We start from the raw sequence: 17,103 nt of genomic DNA, 5'->3' as shown, positions 1-17,103 counted from the left end.
TTGCAAACGGAAATCAGGTCGGTTCGGGCCCGGACTCGGGCGTCCGATACTCTGGTGGGAGATGCGAGTCGGAGACTCGCCCCACGTCGCTGTGGGAGCACACGGCTTACTCAATGGTCCCACAGGCACTCTGTGTGATCAAGAGGTGACCAAGAGGTTTCCACCGCGTTACCCGTGCGCGACGTCCGCTGGAACAGGAGACGCATGAGCATTCGGATCGCAGCGGCCGTGCTGCTGGGCCTCGAGGCGCTCGGGGTCGCCGTGCTCCTCGTCGAGCAGATCGTCGCGATCGCAACCGGTGACATCGCGTCGCTCTCCAGCGCGCTCGCCCTCGCCGTGCTCACGCTCGTGGGGGTCGCCGCCGTGATCTCCTTCGCGATCGCGACGGCGCGCGGGCGCTCGTGGGGACGCTCCGGCGGCATCGTCGTGCAGGCGCTCATCCTCGCCGTCGCGGGGGGCGCGCTCGTCGGAGAGGGCGCGAACCCCGCCGTCGCCGCGCTGCTGGCCGTGCCGGCCCTCGTGTGCGGCGCGCTGCTGTTCTTCTCCGCGCGCCGAGAGGGCGGATCGGGCCGCGACGCGGCGTGATCGCGGCGCGCCGCGTGTTGCGCGGGCTCAGGCCGCGTCGACGCCGAGCGTCTTGCGCAGCCGCGCGACGTGGCCGGTGGCCTTGACGTTGTAGAGCGCGTGCTCGATGCGCCCGTCCTCGTCGATGACGAAGGTCGAGCGCAGCACCCCCGTGATCGTCTTGCCGTAGTTCTGCTTCTCGCCCCATGCGCCGTACGCGTCGTGGACCGCGTGATCGGGGTCGCTGAGGAGCGGGAAGGCCAGACCGTCACGCTCGCGGAACTCGCGCAGCTTCTCCGGGGTGTCGCGCGAGACGCCGAGCACCGTGTAGCCGGCGCCCTGCAGGGAGCCGAGGCTGTCGCGGAAGTCGCACGCCTGCGTGGTGCACCCGGGGGTCATCGCGGCGGGGTAGAAGTACAGGATGACGCGGCGGCCGCGGAAAGCGGACAGCGAGACGGGGTGCTCGTCCTGGTCGAGCAGCGTGAAATCGGGGGCGATGTCGCCCGTCGAGAGAGTGGTCACCCCTCCAGCCTACGGTGGCCCGGGGCGTCGGTGAACGTCTCGAGCAGGCGCTGCAGGGAGTCCAGCCGCGCGACACCGCCCGGGCCCAGGCGTCCCTCGGCGACCGCTTCGACGATGGCGCAGTCGGGGGCGTCGGGGAGGTGCGTGCATCCGCGCGGGCAGTCCTTCGCGACCTCGGCGAGGTCGGTGAAGGCATCGAGGATGTGCGCCGGGTCGACGTGGCCGAGGCCGAACGAGCGGACGCCGGGAGTGTCGATGACCCAGCCGTTGCCGGCGTCGCTCCGATAGCGCAGCGACACCGTCGACGACGACGTGTGCCGACCGCGGCCGGTCACCTCGTTCACGTGCCCCGTGGCGCGCTCGGAGCCGGTCAGGGCGTTCACGAGCGTGGACTTGCCGACGCCGGAGTGCCCGACGAAGACCGTCGCGTGCCCGACGAGGGCCGCGCCGATGCGCTCGAGCGGCATCTCGTCGCGGGCGCTCGTGAAGACCTCGAGGTCGAGGCCGTCGAAGTGGGACAGGAAGCCGGCCGGATCGGCGAGGTCGGTCTTGGTCACGACGAGGAGCGGGCGGATGCCCGCGTCGAGCGCCGCGACGAGGTAGCGGTCGACGAGACGCTCGCGCGGCTCCGGGTCGGCCGCCGCCACGACGATGAGCATCTGATCGGCATTCGCGACGATGATCCGCTCGACCTGATCGGTGTCGTCGGCGCTGCGGCGCAGGAGCGACGTGCGCGGCTCGATGCCGACGATCCGCCCGAGCGTGCCCTCGGTGCCCGACGTGTCGCCGACGACGCGCGCCCGGTCGCCGGTCACGATCGGCTGCTTCCGCAGCTCGCGGGCGCGGGTGGCGAGGACGCGCCGCTCCTCGGGTCCGTCCTCGTCGACGAGGACGGTGTAGCGGCCGCGGTCCACGCCCAGCACGCGCGCGACGGTGGCGTCGGCATGTGCGGGACGGCGCTTCGTGCGCGGGCGGTTCGCCTTCGGGTTCGGGCGGACGCGCACGTCGCTCTCGTCGAACGCGTCGTCGTCCTCGTCGTCGTCGGTGAGCCAGCTCACCGCGCCTCCTCCGAGAGCGTCCGCCGCGCGGTCATCCGCGCGAGTCCTCGAGCATCGCGGACCACAGGCGCGTGAATCCCGGGAGGGTCTTCGCGGTCGTGCCGATGTCGTCGACGCGCACGCCCGGCACGCGCAGCCCGATCAGCGCGCCCGTCGTCGCCATGCGGTGATCGTGGTGCGCCGGCCACACCCCGCCGTGGAGCGGCCGCGGGATGACCCGCAGGCCGTCGTCGAGCTCGTGCACCTCGCCGCCGAGGGCGCGCAGGTTCCCCGCGAGGGCGGCGATGCGGTCGGTCTCGTGCCCGCGGATGTGGCCGATGCCGTGCAGGGTCGTCGGGCCGTCCGCGAGAGCGGCGAGCCCGAACAGGGTGGGGGCGAGCTCGCCCGCCGCCGAGAGATCGAGGTCGATCCCCCTGATGCCCTCACCCGCGCTCACGGTCAGCTGCGAGGCCCGGCGTCCGACCTTGGCCCCCATCTCGGGGAGGATCTGCGCGAGCAGGGCGCCGGGCTGCGTCGAGTGCGGCGGCCACCCCGGCACGGTCACCTGCCCGCCCGCCACCATCGCGGCGGCGAGGAACGGTGCGGCGTTGGACAGATCCGGCTCGATCGCGACGTCCTTCGCGCGGACCGGGCCGGCGGGCACGATCCACTCGCCGACGGCGGGGCGCTCCACATGGATGCCGCGGTGCGCGAGCGCCTCGACGGTCATGTCGATGTGGGGGATGCTCGGGAGGCGGTCGCCGACGTGGCGCAGGTGCAGGCCCACGTCGAAGCGGGGCGCTGCCAGCAGCAGGCCCGAGACGAACTGGCTCGATGCGCCGGCGTCGATCTCGACCTCGCCGCCGCGGACGTGCCCGTGCCCGCGCACCGTGAACGGCAGCGCCCAGCGGCCGCCGTCGTCGATGTCGACCCCCACCTCGCGCAGCGCGGAGATGAGGTTGCCCATCGGGCGATGCAGCGCGCTCTCGTGCGCCGTGATCACGACATCGCCGGTCGCGAGGCCCGCGAGACCCGCCACGAAGCGCATGACGGTGCCCGCCTGACCGCAGTCGATCTCGACGTCGCCGCGGAAGGGGGAGACCGGCGTCACCTGCAGATCGTCGTCGCCGCCATCCTCGGCGGGGACGCGCTCGATCCCGACGCCCAATGCGCGCAGCGCGCCGATCATGCGCGCGGAGTCATCGGAGTGGAGCGGCGCACGCAGCACGCCCGGGCCGTCGGCGATCGCGGCGAGCACGAGCTCGCGGTTGGTGAGCGACTTCGAGCCGGGCACCGGGACCGTCGCGTGCAGCGGCGCCGTCGCGACCGGCGCCGTCCATTCGCCGCGCGGTGCGGCGTCCGGGACGGGGGAATAGGTGTCGGCGCTCATCGGTTCCACCCTAGTGAAGGAGGGGTGCGATGACGGTTGTGCTCGAGCGTCCGCGCACGCTGGTCTCGGACCGGCGGACGACGTCCGACGTAGACTGGCGCGTGATGAACGACAAGGCCGATGCCGGGGTCGACGCGCGCGCGCAGTTCGAGGAGCAGGCACTCCCCTTCATGGATCAGCTGTACGCGGCGGCGATGCGTATGACGCGCAATCCGGCGGATGCGTCCGACCTCGTGCAGGAGACGTTCGTGAAGGCGTTCGCGTCGTGGCGCACGTTCACGCAGGGCACGAACCTGAAGGCGTGGCTGTACCGCATCCTCACGAACACGTACATCAACACCTACCGCAAGAAGCAGCGGGAGCCCTACCAGGGCACCATCGACGACCTCGAGGACTGGCAGCTCGGGGGAGCGGAGTCGACCACGGCCACGAGCGCGCGCTCGGCCGAGGCGGAGGCGATCGACCGGATGCCCGCATCCGTCGTCAAGGACGCCCTCCAGTCGATTCCAGAGGATTTCCGGATGGCGGTGTACCTCGCCGACGTCGAGGGCTTCGCCTATCAGGAGATCGCCGACATCATGAAGACACCGATCGGCACGGTCATGTCCCGTCTGCACCGAGGCAGGCGGATGCTGCGTGAGCTGCTGACCGACTACGCGCGGGAGCGCGGCATCAGCGCTGCCGCGCCCGCTCAGAAGTAGGAGAGTGCGACGATGAGCGACTGCGGCTGCGACAAGGCCCGGCAGGACCTGGAGGAGTACCTCCGCAACGAGGTGTGCAAGACCTCGCACGCGGAGATCGCCGAGCACCTGGAGCACTGCCCGGGGTGCCAGGACGAGGCGCACTTCGCCCGGACGCTGACCGAGGTGGTTGCCCGGGCGTGCAAGGAGACCGCTCCCGAGGAGCTGCGCGACCTCGTCATCGCGCGCCTGCGCGCACAGCCCGTCAGCTGACGGGCACGAACATCCGGACCGCCGCCGGCTCCGAGGCGGCCGTCAGCGGCAGGTCGGCGATCGGCTCGCCGTCCGCGTAGGCCGTGCCCCCCGCGCCGGAGATCCGCACGGACGACAGCCGCCACGTGGACACCTGCGCGAGCGCGACGTGCGTGCCGCGATACGCACGCGGCAGCAGGCGCAGGAGCTCGAGACGGCCGACGGGCCGGACCACGGTGACATCCAGCAGTCCGTCGGCGACATCGGCGGCCGGGCACATCGGGATGCCGCCGCCGTAGGAGGGCGTGTTCCCCACGGCGACGAGCGTGGCCTCGCCGTCGAAGACGACCGCGGCGCCCGCGGCCGACACGCCCGACAGCGTGACGTGCTCAGGGCGCAGGGCGACGAACTCCCGGAGGATGGCGACCAGGTAGCGCGCGCGCCCGCGCGGCCGCCGCATGGCGTTCGCGCGGTCGTTGACGCGGGCGTCGAACCCCGACGCGAGCACGGTCGCGAACAGGCGCTCCGATCCATCCGCGCGCGTGACCCGCGCGAGGTCGACGCGACGGGTCCGCCCGTCCGCGATCACGTCGGCGGCCGCTTCCGGATGCAGCCGGCGCAGGCCGAGGGCGCGCGCGAGGTCGTTTCCCGTGCCGCACGGGATCACGCCGAGCGGCACATCCGTGCCGGCGAGCTCCTGCAGCGCTGCATGGACCGTGCCGTCCCCGCCGGCTACGGCCACCGCGCTCACGTCGGCCTCCAGCGCGGCGCGCAGGAGCGCCGTCGTCTCCTCCGCGCTGCCGCCGCTGAGCACCGTGGTGCGGATGCCCCGCGTCCGCAGCCGCGCCACGGCACGCTCGGCGGCGGCGACGGCGGTGCCGCCTCTCGCGGCCGGGTTCGCGAGCAGGGCGACGTGCACGCGATCAGTATGCCGGTGCTCACGTCGGCGCCGGCGCCTAGGTTGGAAGGATGACCGTCGACGCACGCGACCTCCCCTTGGACGACACCTCCACGACGGCGCTCGCCGAGCGCGGCCTGGTCTATCGGCGCATGGCCAACGACGGCGCCGAGTTCGACGTCTTCCTGCCCGCGGTGGCCCGCGGCTTCCTCGACGAGGAGCCCACTGCCGAGCAGATCGCCGAGTCCCGGGCCGCCCTCGTCAACCGGCGTCTGACCGCCGTGACCGACCCTCATGCCGCCGATCCTGGAGCGCCCGTCGCGACGATCGACGCGTGGGCGAGCGAGGTCACGGTCGACCCGGAGCGCGTCCTGCCGATGTGGGCCATCAGCGGCGTGACGGTCGCCCCCACCCACCGCCGCCGCGGGATCGCGGCGGCGATGCTGGGAGGCGAGCTGCGCACGGCGGCCGCCGCCGGGTTCCCGCTCGCCGGTCTGACCGTCACCGAGGCCACGATCTACGGCCGTTGGGGTTTCTCGCCGGCTGTGTTCACCGCCGACTGGCGCATCGACACGCGCCGTGCGGCGTGGACCGGCCCGACGCCGACCGGCCGGCTCGAGTTCGTCGCGCGCGAGCAGGTGCCCGAGCGGATCGCCGCGCTGCACGAACGCGTCCGACGCGCGCAGCCCGGCGCCGTGCCCGCGTATCCGGGGCAGTGGCGACGGGTGGCGGGGCTGCGGCCGGGCACCGAGAACGCCCTCCGCATCCGCGCCGTCGTCTATCGCGACGGCGAGGTGGACCGCGGGGTCCTCGTATATGCGCTGGCCGATGGCGGCGACGACTACACGGCCCACGAGCTGCGGATCCACGCGCTCGTCGCCGACGGCCCCGACGCGCACGCGGCGCTGTGGCGGTTCGCGATCGAGCACGACCTGGTGGCGACCGTCACCGCGTCGCTGCGCCCCGTCGACGACCCCGTGCGCTGGATGATCTCCGACCAGCGCGCGGCGAGGGTGTCGGTGACCGACCACGGCTGGCTGCGGGTCCTGGATGTTCCCGCGGTGCTCGCGGCACGCACGTACGCGCGCCCGCTGTCGGTGGTCTTCGCGGTCGAGGATCCCCTCGGCCTCGCGACGGGCGTGTGGCGGCTGGAGGCCGGCGCAGCCGGCGCGGCACACGTGGCGGCCGCAGTCGGCGAGCCCGACGTGCGCGCCGACGTGGGGGCGCTCTCGTCGGCGCTGCTGGGCGGCGTGCGGTGGAGCGCGCTCGCGGCGGCGGGTCGCGTGCGGGCGGATGCGGCGGTCCTCGCCGCGCTCGACGCCGCCTTCGCCGCGGCCGTGACGCCGACTCTCGACATCTGGTACTGAGCCTCCCGGTGGGCAGGTCACAGCCGGCCCATAGGCGCCCCATAGTCACGCGATGGGGCCGGAAGGGCGCCGGGCAGTAGCATCCGGACGTGCCTTCCACCGACGCGCCCGTGCGCGCCCCGCTCGTGCGCGGGCGGATCGTCGCCGCATGGCTGCGCTCCCACCCCGTCGCCGTCGGCTTCGCCGTGCTCGTCGTCGTCGCCGCGACGGCCACCGGCACGCTGTGGGGGACGGATTCGTCGCCGTACGGCGCCGGCCCTCTGACGACCTTCGCCGGCGGGCGCTGGACGAGCCTCGTGACGGCCCTCGTCGTGGCGGGGTCGCCGGTGCACGCGGCCTTCGCCTTCGTCCTGTCGCTCACGGTGCTGGCCTACGCCGAGCGCCTGCTCGGCAGCGTCCGCGCCCTCGTGCTGCTTCCCGTCCTCGGCGTGGCGGGTGTGCTGGTCGGGGTTGCACTCCACGCCGCCGCGTGGACGGTGACCGACCTGCAGCCGGTGGTCGCCGCCGAGGTGCCGGTGGTCGACCCCGTCATCCCGATCGTGGGGGTCGTCATGGCGGCGTCGGCGTTCGCGCCGGCGCTGTGGCGGCGGCGGCTGCGCGTGGGCGGCTTCGGGGTCCTCGCGCTGTTCGCCCTGTACGGCGGCGACGCCGACGACTGGTACCGGATCGCCACGGCGATCCTCGGGCTGGCCGTCGGCGCCGTTCTGGTGCGCCGGACCGGTCATCACGGCGGCTGGCACCGCAGCTCGGTGCGGGAGTCGCGGGCCCTCGTGGCGCTCCTCGTCGCCGTCAGCGCGCTCGGGCCGCTCGTGGGCCTGGTCACCGGCGGCGGGCGCGGGCCGTTCTCGGTCGTCGTGGACACGTACGCCCAGTACGACGACGTGCTCGTCGCCCGGTGCGCCGCCGCGGCGAACCTGCCCGGATGCGACGCCCAGCTGTCCCTGCTGCTCACGCGCGGCGTGGGACCCGCGCTCCTCGCCGCCACGCCGCTCGTGCTGCTGATCGTCGCGGCGCTCGGGCTGCGCCAGGGGCGACGTGCCGCGTGGATGCTCGCGGTCGGCGTGCAGTCCGCGCTCGCGGTGCTCGCGGTCGTGGCGTGGTGGTTCGAGCCCGACATCGTCAGCGCATGGGACGACGGGAGCGGCGCGGAGTACGTCCTGTGGGTCACGGCGTCGATCGGCATCCCCGTCGCGCTCGTGGTCGCCCTCGTGCTCTCGCGCCGGCTGTTCGGCATCCGCGCCACGCGCCGCGCGGCCGGCACCGCGACCGGTGTGGTGGTGGCGGCATTCGTCGTGTGCGCGACGACGTTCGCGCTCGTGGAGGCGGCGGGCAGCCACGAGTTCGACGCGGCCCCCACCCGCACCGAGCTGGTCCTCCTGACGTTGCGGAGGTTCATCCCGCGGGTGTTCCTGGAGCCGGCGGGCCACACGCCCTTCCCGCACCGCGGTCTCGCCCTCTTCGCCTACCAGTGGGTGGGCGTGCTGTTCTGGGCGGTCGTCGTCGCGGCGATGCTCTGGGTGTACCGCCACCCGCGGCTTCCGCGCGGCGAGGACGGCCGCCTGTACCGCGACCTCCTCCGCCGCGGCGGCGACACCCTGGGGTTCCTCGGCACGTGGGACGGCAACCGGTACTGGTACCCCGCCGACCGTGCGGCGGGGATCGCCTACCGCGTGGTCGGCGACGTCGCCCTCGCGCTCGCGGACCCGCTCGCGCCTCTCGAGGACCGGGCGGAGGTCGTCGAGGAGTTCGCCGAGTTCTGCGGGCGCCACGGCTGGACGCCGGTCCTCTACAGCGTGCACGAGGAGACGATGGACGCGCTGCGCCCGCGCGGGTGGCAGGCGCTGCCGGTCGGCGTCGAGACGGTCCTGGACCTGCGCGGCCTGGAGTTCACCGGCAAGGCCTGGCAGAAGGTGCGCCAGCCCCTCACGCGGGCCGAGCGCGAGGGGTACACGGCCGTGTGGTCGCGGTGGAACGACCTCACGCTTGCGCAGACGACGCAGATCGTCGCGATCGACGAGGAGTGGGTGGCCGATCGCGCTCTCCCCGAGATGGGCTTCACGCTCGGCTCCCTCGACGAGCTGCGCGACGCCGACGTGCGACTGCTCCTCGCCGTCGGACCCGACGACCGCATCGAGGCCGTCACGAGCTGGATGCCGACCTGGACGCACGGCCGCGTGACGGGCTGGACGCTGGACTTCATGCGCCGGCGCATCGGAGGCCCGAACGGCATGATGGAGTTCCTCATCGCGAAGGCCGCGCTGGCGCTGCGCGACGAGGGCGCGGAGATCCTGAGCCTGTCCGGGGCGCCCCTGGCGGACGACCCCGACGAAGCGGATGCGGAGCCCTCAGCCCTGCGCGCCTTCCTGCGGTGGCTCGCCGACGCCCTCGAGCCCGCGTACGGCTTCGCCTCGCTGTTCCGGTTCAAGGGCAAGTTCCGCCCGCGTTACCGGCCGCTGTTCATGGCGTACCGCGACGCGCTCCAGCTGCCGGCGATCGGCGCGGCGGTCGGCCGTGCCTATCTGCCCGACGCGTCGCGCGCCGACCTCGTCGCCCTCGCGCGCACCGCCTGGGGAGGCCGCCGATGAAGCAGTTCATGCTCTCCTTCGAGCTCATCGACAGTCCGGTCCTGCACATCGTTGCGGTGCTCGCGGTCGTGGCGGTGCTCGTGGTCGTCGTCGCGCCGCCGCGGCGCATCCTCCTCACCCTCGCCGTCGCGCTCGGCGCGGGCGCCGCGATGTTCGCGATCGCGCTTGTGCTGTCGGCGCGCAACGCCTTCGACGGCCCGCTGCCGTGGCCGGCGCCCCTGTGGGCGGCGGCCGCCGTCGCGGGCGTCGCGGCCGGAGCGATCGGCGTCGCCCGCCGGCCGTGGTGGCGTCGGCTCGCGGGCGTCCTCGCGATCGTGCTGTCGCTGGCGGCAGGCGGCCTGGGCGTCAACACGTCGTACGGCATCACCCACAACCTGGCCGCGATCCTGGGCGTGCAGGCCCTCAACGACGCCGATCTGCCGCCCGTCTCCGCCGCCGACCCCGACCCCGCGACGCTGTACCAGACGTGGACGGCCCCCGCCGGCATGCCGGCGAAGGGCACGGTCAGCGCGCTGACCGGGGCGACCCGCATCCCGAGCGGCGCGTTCGCGGCGCGGGACGCGGCGCTCTACCTGCCGCCGGCCGCGCTCGTGCCCGACCCGCCGAAGCTCCCCCTCCTGGTGTTCATGATGGGCCAGCCGGGCTCGCCCGACCCGACGAACCTCGCGCGGGCGCTCGACGCGTACGCCGCCGCCCACGACGGTCTGGCCCCGATCGCGATCGTCGCCGATCAGCTCGGCGCGCCCGACCGCGATCCCGCGTGCGGGGACTCGGCGATGTACGGCGCGGTCGCGACGTACTTCACACAGCTCATTCCGCAGTGGGCGGCGGCGCACCTGAACATCGTCCAGGACCACCGCTACTGGATCATCGGCGGCTACTCGAACGGCGGATCGTGCGCGGCCCTGTGGGGTGCGCAGCATCCGGACCTGTGGGGGAACATCCTCGACGTCTCCGGCAACGAGTACCCCGGGTCGGAGCACGTCGACGAGACGGTGAAGGACGTCTTCGGCGGAGACTCGGCGCGCTTCAACGCCAGCACCCCGGCCGCGATCATGGCGGCGGCGCCGGCGGGCACCTATGCCGGCCACACCGCCGTGTTCACGTGGGGCGGCGACGATCAGACGTTCGGCCCGGGCCAGCAGCGCAACGCGGCAGCGGCGACCGCCGCCGGCTTCGACGTCGCAACCCAGGTTTTCGACGGCCAGGGCCACACCGGCGCCGTGCTCGACGACGGCGTGAACTTCGGCGTGGGCGCGCTGGGCGCCGCGCTCGGCCTCGCCGCGCCGTCCGGTTGACCGCGGCCGGACACGACGCAGGGCCCCCGTCCCGAGGATGGGGGCCCTGCGTTCGTGGCGGCGCCGCTCAGAGTGTGAGCGCGGCCTCCATGAGCTTCGCGTGCTCGTGCGCGTGGACCTTCGGAGATCCGGTCGCGGGGCTCGCGGCGGCCGCGCGCGAGACGCGGCGGATGGTGCGACCGTGCAGGTGCTTGACCACCTCCAGGGCGATGAACGGCCACGCGCCCTGGTTCTCCGGCTCGTCCTGCACCCACACCAGCTCGGCGTTCGGGTAGGAGTCGAGCACGCGGTTCAGCTCCTCCAGCGGCGCCGGGTAGTACTGCTCGAGGCGCACGAGGGCGATCTCGGGGTTCGGGTTCTTCTCGAACTCGCTGCGGAGGTCCCAGTGGATCTTGCCGGCGTGCAGCAGCACGCGGCGCACCGCCGAGCGGTCCAGACCCCGGTCGTCGTCGATGACCGGCTCGAAGCGCCCGGAGAGGAAATCCTCCACGGGGCTCGTCGCGCCGCGCAGGCGCAGCATGGCCTTCGGGGTGAACACGACGAGCGGGCGACGCGGGCGCTGATATGCCTGGCGGCGCAGCAGGTGGAAGTAGGACGCCGGGGTCGACGGACGCGCGACGGTCATGTTGTCCTGCGCGCACAGCTGCAGGTAGCGCTCGATGCGCGCGGAGGAGTGGTCGGGGCCCTGGCCCTCGTAGCCGTGCGGAAGCAGCAGCACGACGCTCGACTGCTGGCCCCACTTCTGGTCGGCGGCCGAGATGTACTCGTCGATGACCGACTGGGCGCCGTTGGCGAAGTCGCCGAACTGCGCCTCCCACAGCACGAGCGCGTCCGGGCGCTCGACCGAGTACCCGTACTCGAAGGCCATCGCGGCGTACTCGCTCAGGAGCGAGTCGTACACGTAGAAGCGGCCCTGCGAGTCGCTGAGATTCGTCAGCGGGATCCACTCCTGGCCGTTCTCGCGGTCGTGGAGCACCGAGTGGCGCTGCACGAACGTGCCGCGGCGGGAGTCCTGACCGGCCAGGCGCACCGGGGTGCCCTCCAGCAGCAGCGACCCGAAGGCGAGCAGCTCGCCGAAGCCCCAGTCGATGTTGCCGTTGCGGCTCATGTCCAGGCGCTTGTCGAGCAGCTGCTGCAGCTTCGTGTGCACCGTGAAGCCCTCGGGCTTGTTCACGAACGCGTCGCCGATCGAGTGCACGACCTCCACCGGGACGCCGGTCGTCTCCGGGGCCCCCGCGACCGGCTCGTCCGCCGCATCCGCGCCGACGACCGGGCTCGTGCCGGTCTCGGCGGCGTGCGTCTCCGCGAAGGCGACCTCGAGGCGGCGCTGGAAGTCCTGCTTCGCCTGTTCGTACTCCTCCTCGGTGATGTCGCCACGTCCGACGAGGGCCTCGGTGTAGAGGCGACGGACCGAGCGCTTGGCCTCGATGAGGTTGGTCATGAGCGGCTGCGTCATCGACGGGTCGTCGCCCTCGTTGTGGCCGCGGCGGCGGTAGCAGACCAGGTCGATCACGACGTCGCGGTTGAACTCCTGGCGGTACTCGAAGGCCAGCTGCGCGACGCGCACGACGGCCTCCGGGTCGTCGCCGTTCACGTGGAAGATCGGTGCCTGGACCGTCTTGGCGACGTCGGTCGCGTAGACCGAGCTGCGCGCATCGGTCGGGGTGGTCGTGAAGCCCACCTGGTTGTTGACCACGACGTGGACCGTGCCGCCCGTGCGGTAGCCGCGCAGCTGCGACATCTGCAGCGTCTCGACGACGACGCCCTGACCGGCGAAGGCCGCGTCGCCGTGGACGAGCACGGGCAGCCACGAGAACGTGCCGATGGGCTTGCGGTCCTGCTTGGCGCGGACGACGCCCTCGAGGACGCCGTCGACCGTCTCCAGGTGCGACGGGTTGGCCGCGAGGTACACCGGCAGCTCGCCGCCGTCCTCGGCCCGGAACGTGCCCTCGGTGCCGAGGTGGTACTTGACGTCGCCGGAGCCCTTCTTGCTGCCGACGGCGATCGAGCCCTCGAACTCGCGGAAGACCTGGCCGTACGTCTTGCCGGCGATGTTCGTGAGCACGTTCAGCCGACCGCGGTGCGCCATGCCGATCGCAGCGCCGTCGAGCTCGGCCGACGCGGCGCCGCGCAGCAGCTCGTCCAGCAGCGGGATGAGCGACTCGCCGCCCTCGAGGCTGAACCGCTTCTGGCCGACGAACTTCGTCTGCAGGAAGGTCTCGAACGCCTCGGCCTCGTTGAGCTTGGAGAGGATCCGCAGCTGCTCGTCGTGGCCGGGCTTCTGGTACTTCACCTCGACGTGCTGCTGGAACCACGCCCGCTGCTCGGGGTCCTGGATGTGCATGTACTCGATGCCGATCGTGCGGCAGTACGAGTCGCGGAGCACGCCGAGGATGTCGCGCAGCTTCATGACGCGCTTGCCGCCGAAACCGCCCGTGACGAACTCGCGGTCGAGGTCCCAGAACGTCAGGCCGTGGGACTCGATCTCGAGGTCGGGGTGCGTGCGCTGCACGTACTGCAGCGGGTCGATGTCGGCCATCAGGTGGCCGCGCACGCGGAACGAGTTGATGAGCTCCTGCACGCGCGCGGTCTTGTCGATGCGCTCGGAGATGTCGACGTTGATGTCGGCGGCCCAGTGGATCGGCGCGTACGGGATGCGCAGGGCGGCGAAGATGTCGTCGTAGAAGCCGCGCTGCCCGATGAGCAGCTCGTGCACCTTCTTCAGGAACTCGCCGGAGCCGGCGCCCTGGATGACGCGGTGGTCGTAGGTGCTCGTGAGGGTGATCGTCTTGCCGATCGCCAGCTCGTTGAGCGTCTTGTCGCTCGCGCCCTGGAACTCCGCGGGGTACTCGAGGGCGCCGGCGCCGACGATGCAGCCCTGCCCCTTCATGAGGCGCGGCACCGAGTGGACGGTGCCGATGCCGCCGGGGTTGGTGAGCGAGATCGTCGTGCCCTGGAAGTCGGCCGCCGTCAGCTTGTTGCCACGCGCCCGCTGGACGAGGTCCTCATACGAGGAGAGGTACTCGCCGAAGGTGAGCGACTCGGCGCGCTTGATGCTCGGGACCAGGAGCGCCCGCGAGCCGTCGGGCTTGGGGATGTCGATCGCGATGCCGAGGTTGATGTGCGCCGGCGCGACGACCGAGGGCTTGCCGTCGATCTCGGCGTAGAAGACGTTCTGGCTCGGGAACTCCTTGAGCGCCTGGATGATCGCCCAGCCGATGAGGTGCGTGAAGCTGACCTTGCCGCCGCGCGTGCGCGCCATGTGGTTGTTGATGACGATGCGGTTGTCGATCATCAGCTTGGCGGGGACGGTGCGCACGCTCGTGGCGGTGGGGACGGTCAGCGACTCGTCCATGTTCGCGGCGAGGGTCTTCGGCATCCCGCGCAGCGGCGTGACGGTGTCCTCGTCGAGCGCGACCTCGCCGGCGGGGGCCTTGTCCTGGGCCTGGGCGGGGATCGGGCGGGGCGCCGCGGGCTTGGCCGTCGTGCGGGCGACGGGCGGTGCGGAGTTGACGACGGGAACCGGTGCGGTCACGGGGTGCGCGTCGCTGCCCGGGGCCGCGCTGCTCGCGGGGGCGGCGGGTGCCGAGGGTGCGCCGGCCGACGCGGATGCGGCGGGCGCAGCGGGCGCGGCGCCTTCCTCGACGACGGGGTGGTAGGACTCGAGGATCGGCCACCAGGCCTTGTCGACGGAGTTCTTGTCGACCTTGAACTGCTCGTAGAGCTCATCGACCAACCACTCATTGGCGCCGAATTCGCCCTCGTTGGAAGTACCGACGCCCGTCACCTGGCTCGACACAGTCGATCGCCTGCTTTCCTCGAAGAAGATCGGTGGACTGCGCGCAGAACCGCCTCGCGCGCACCACAAACCAGCCTAACCCAGTTCGCACCGCTGCTGGCGGGCGCACTGACGCGGCGACGGGGGGCGGAAGTACCGTGGAGCTATGGAGTTCTACGGAGCGCAACCCGAGGTCGACCTCACCTATTCCGACGTCTTCCTCGTCCCTCGGCGATCATCGGTGACGAGCCGGCTCGACGTGGATCTCACACCGCGCGACGGCACGCCCGCGCGCATCCCGCTGGTCTCGGCGAACATGAACTCGGTCACCGGTGCGCGGCTGGCCGCGACCCTCGCGCGTCGCGGCGGGCTCGGCGTGCTCCCGCAGGACATGCCGCTCCAGGAGCTGGACGCCGCGATCCGCTGGGTCAAGGCGCAGCCGGTGCGCTGGGACACGCCGCTCGTGCTGCCGCCGGAGGCGACCGTGGCCGATGCGTCGCGCCTGCTCCCTTCGATCGAGGGCCATGGCCTGGTCGTGGCGGAGTCGACGGCGTCGCCGCTGACGATCGAGCGCATCGTGGGGGTCGTGCCGGCATCGCGCCTGGGCACCGCCCTCCCGGATGCGCGGCTGGGCGACCTCGCACGCGGCGGCGCCGCGTCGCTCGACGCGGACGACGTCGACAGCCCTCGACGCGCGTTCGACCTGCTGGTGGCCGCCGACGCGGAGACGGTGTGCGTGCTGCAGCACGGGCGCCTGGTCGGCACCCTCTCGCGCAAGAGCGCGCTGCGCGCGACGCTGTACCCGCCCGCGGTGGACGCCGCCGGGCGCCTCGCGGTGGCCGCGGCCGTCGGCATCAACGGCGACGTCGCGGCAAAGGCCCGCGCGCTCGCGGCCGCCGGTGTGGATGTGCTCGTCGTCGACACGGCCCACGGGCACCAGGAGGGGATGCTGCGCGCGCTGCGCGCCGTCGCCGACGCGAAGCTCGGCATCCCGATCGTCGCGGGCAACATCGTCACCGCCGACGGGGTGCGCGACCTGGTCGAAGCGGGCGCCGGCATCCTCAAGGTCGGCGTCGGCCCCGGGGCGATGTGCACGACGCGCATGATGACGGCGGTCGGCCGCCCGCAGTTCTCCGCGGTGCTGGAGACGGCCCAGGCCGCGCGCGAGCTCGGCGCGCACGTGTGGGCGGACGGCGGCGTGCGCTATCCGCGCGACGTCGCGCTGGCCCTCGCCGCGGGCGCCGCATCCGTCATGATCGGCTCGTGGTTCGCCGGCACGATCGAGTCGCCCGGCGAGCTGTTGACCGACGATGCCGGCCGGCCCTACAAGGAGTCGTGGGGGATGGCCTCGACCAAGGCCGTGCACGGCCGCTTCGGGCGGCTCGACCCGTGGGAGCTCGCGCGCAAGGAGCTGTTCGCCGAGGGCATCTCGTCGTCCAAGATCTACCTCGATCCGCTGCGTCCGGGCATCGAGGACCTCGTGGACATGATCACGTCGGGGGTGCGGTCGTCGTTCACGTACGCCGGTGCGCGCACCGTGCCGGAGTTCGTCGACCTCGCGCGGGTGGGCCTGCAGTCCGCGGCCGGCTACGAGGAGGGCAAGGCGCTGCCGGTCAGCTGGTAGCGGCGCGACCGGCCGGCGGGCGCACCCCGGCCGGCCGCAGACCGTGTCAGTCGTGCTCCTGGCGGATGCGGCGGCCCTCCGTCTCGTCGGCGTGCTCGCGCGCCTTCACCTTGTCGCTCGCGCGCGTGTCGCGCGGGGGCAGCCGGATGTCCTCCTCGGCGGCGATGCCGCCCTGCAGCTCGCGCCCGCGCTCGAGCTCGGCGTCGAACTCGGCCCCGAGCAGCAGCGCGATGTTCGCGATCCACAGCCACAGCAGGAAGATGATCACGCCCGCGAGAGCGCCGTACGTGCGGTCGTAGTTCGAGAAGTTCGCCACGTACAGGCCAAAGAGGGTCGACGCGATCGCCAGCACCACGATCGCGAGGACCGCGCCGAGGCTCAGCCAGCGGAACTTCGGCTGCCGCGCGTTCGGAGTCGCCCAGTACAGGATCGCGACCATCAGCACGACGATGAAGGCCAGCACGGGCCACCGGGCGATCGACCACACCGCGACCGCGGCGTCGCCGAGGCCGACCGCCGAGCCGATCGCCTCGGCGACAGGCCCCGACACGACGAGCAGCACCGCGGCGACGCACACCAGGGCGACGCCGATGAGGGTGATCAGCAGCTGCCACGGGATGAGCTTCCAGAAGGGCCGGCCCTCGCGGATCTCGTAGACGCGGTTCATCGCGCGGCTGAACGCGCGGACGTAGCCCGATGCGGACCAGATCGCCAGCACGAGCCCCGTCACGAGGGCGAAGCCGGCGGCGGGGGAGCCCGAGATCTGCTCGAGCGGCCCGCGGATGCCCTCCGCCGCATCCGGGGCGACGTCGGAGACGATGCCGAGGACCGCGTCGAGGGCGGAGCGGTCCTGGCCGATGACGCCGAGGATCGAGAACACGGCAACGACGCCGGGGAACAGCGCGAGGACGCTGAAGTAGGTCAGAGCCGCAGCGAGGTCGGTGCACTGATCGGCCTGGAACTCGTGCAGCGTCTTCTTCGCGACGTACCGCCACGAGCGCTTCTCGAGCTGCGGCGGCGAATCCGGCTTGTCGGGCGAATCGGGCGTGGGCGTCGGGCCGTCGTGCGCATGGGCGGTGCGGGGGGTGGTGCTCATCCGGCGATGGTC

13 protein-coding genes are annotated in these 17,103 nt (G+C 72.7%); 7 read left to right on the top strand and 6 right to left on the bottom strand.

What is annotated here, in order from left to right:
- Nucleotides 1-204: 204 nt before the first annotated feature.
- Nucleotides 205-585 (top strand): histidine kinase, encoded by a 381-nt coding sequence (locus tag EI169_RS12255; RefSeq protein ID WP_125132585.1) that lies wholly within the window; start codon nt 205-207, stop codon nt 583-585.
- Nucleotides 586-612: 27 nt separating this feature from the next.
- Here EI169_RS12255 and bcp read toward each other — a convergent pair whose 3' ends face one another.
- From bcp to aroA, 3 genes are read right to left on the bottom strand one after another with little or no spacing between them, the layout of a single operon-like run.
- On the bottom strand, nt 613-1,086 hold the full coding sequence (bcp, locus tag EI169_RS12250) for a thioredoxin-dependent thiol peroxidase (RefSeq protein ID WP_125132584.1): 474 nt from the start codon (nt 1,084-1,086) through the stop codon (nt 613-615).
- Nucleotides 1,083-2,144: a ribosome small subunit-dependent GTPase A gene (rsgA, locus tag EI169_RS12245; RefSeq protein ID WP_125132583.1), complete on the bottom strand. Its 1,062-nt coding sequence runs from the start codon at nt 2,142-2,144 to the stop codon at nt 1,083-1,085. The genes bcp and rsgA overlap by 4 nt, the downstream gene beginning before the upstream one ends.
- 31 nt (nt 2,145-2,175) lie before the next feature.
- The gene (aroA, locus tag EI169_RS12240; protein WP_125132582.1) at nt 2,176-3,513 is read right to left on the bottom strand and encodes a 3-phosphoshikimate 1-carboxyvinyltransferase; all 1,338 of its coding nucleotides are present in this window, start codon (nt 3,511-3,513) and stop codon (nt 2,176-2,178) included.
- Nucleotides 3,514-3,617: 104 nt separating this feature from the next.
- Here aroA and EI169_RS12235 point away from each other — a divergent pair, with 104 nt between their 5' ends.
- Both EI169_RS12235 and EI169_RS12230 read left to right on the top strand, forming a co-directional pair.
- On the top strand, nt 3,618-4,214 hold the full coding sequence (locus EI169_RS12235) for a sigma-70 family RNA polymerase sigma factor (protein WP_240640738.1): 597 nt from the start codon (nt 3,618-3,620) through the stop codon (nt 4,212-4,214).
- Nucleotides 4,215-4,226: 12 nt separating this feature from the next.
- On the top strand, nt 4,227-4,466 hold the full coding sequence (locus EI169_RS12230; RefSeq protein ID WP_125132580.1) for a zf-HC2 domain-containing protein: 240 nt from the start codon (nt 4,227-4,229) through the stop codon (nt 4,464-4,466).
- Here the strand turns inward: EI169_RS12230 and EI169_RS12225 are convergent.
- Nucleotides 4,459-5,364, bottom strand: a complete 906-nt coding sequence (locus EI169_RS12225; RefSeq protein ID WP_125132579.1) for a diacylglycerol kinase — start codon at nt 5,362-5,364, stop codon at nt 4,459-4,461. The genes EI169_RS12230 and EI169_RS12225 overlap by 8 nt on opposite strands.
- A gap of 50 nt (nt 5,365-5,414) precedes the next feature.
- Here EI169_RS12225 and EI169_RS12220 point away from each other — a divergent pair, with 50 nt between their 5' ends.
- The 3 genes from EI169_RS12220 to EI169_RS12210 all read left to right on the top strand — a co-directional run bounded on the left by EI169_RS12220 (nt 5,415) and on the right by EI169_RS12210 (nt 10,593).
- A complete protein-coding gene (locus EI169_RS12220; protein ID WP_125132578.1) occupies nt 5,415-6,710 on the top strand; it encodes a GNAT family N-acetyltransferase in 1,296 nt (431 codons plus the stop codon).
- An 89-nt stretch (nt 6,711-6,799) separates the two neighbouring features.
- Entirely contained in the window at nt 6,800-9,295 is a 2,496-nt protein-coding gene (locus EI169_RS12215) for a phosphatidylglycerol lysyltransferase domain-containing protein (protein WP_125132577.1), read from the top strand.
- Nucleotides 9,292-10,593 carry an alpha/beta hydrolase-fold protein gene (locus EI169_RS12210; protein WP_125132576.1) on the top strand — a complete coding sequence of 434 codons (1,302 nt, stop codon included), beginning with the start codon at nt 9,292-9,294 and terminating at the stop codon, nt 10,591-10,593. Before EI169_RS12215 ends, EI169_RS12210 begins: the two co-directional genes overlap by 4 nt.
- A gap of 67 nt (nt 10,594-10,660) precedes the next feature.
- Here the strand turns inward: EI169_RS12210 and EI169_RS12205 are convergent, their stop codons facing one another.
- Entirely contained in the window at nt 10,661-14,392 is a 3,732-nt protein-coding gene (locus tag EI169_RS12205; protein ID WP_125132575.1) for a multifunctional oxoglutarate decarboxylase/oxoglutarate dehydrogenase thiamine pyrophosphate-binding subunit/dihydrolipoyllysine-residue succinyltransferase subunit, read from the bottom strand.
- A gap of 145 nt (nt 14,393-14,537) precedes the next feature.
- Between EI169_RS12205 and EI169_RS12200 the strand changes: the two genes are divergently transcribed.
- Nucleotides 14,538-15,995: a GuaB1 family IMP dehydrogenase-related protein gene (locus EI169_RS12200; protein WP_125132574.1), complete on the top strand. Its 1,458-nt coding sequence runs from the start codon at nt 14,538-14,540 to the stop codon at nt 15,993-15,995.
- A 46-nt stretch (nt 15,996-16,041) separates the two neighbouring features.
- Here the strand turns inward: EI169_RS12200 and EI169_RS12195 are convergent, their stop codons facing one another.
- Entirely contained in the window at nt 16,042-17,091 is a 1,050-nt protein-coding gene (locus EI169_RS12195; protein WP_125132573.1) for a YihY/virulence factor BrkB family protein, read from the bottom strand.
- Between the last annotated feature and the right edge of the window lie 12 nt (nt 17,092-17,103).

Source organism: Microbacterium sp. 10M-3C3 (assembly GCF_003931875.1).
Lineage (GTDB): Bacteria > Actinomycetota > Actinomycetes > Actinomycetales > Microbacteriaceae > Microbacterium.
Note: the sequence above shows the minus strand (reverse complement) of the source record. Positions and strands in the feature narration are given on the sequence as shown.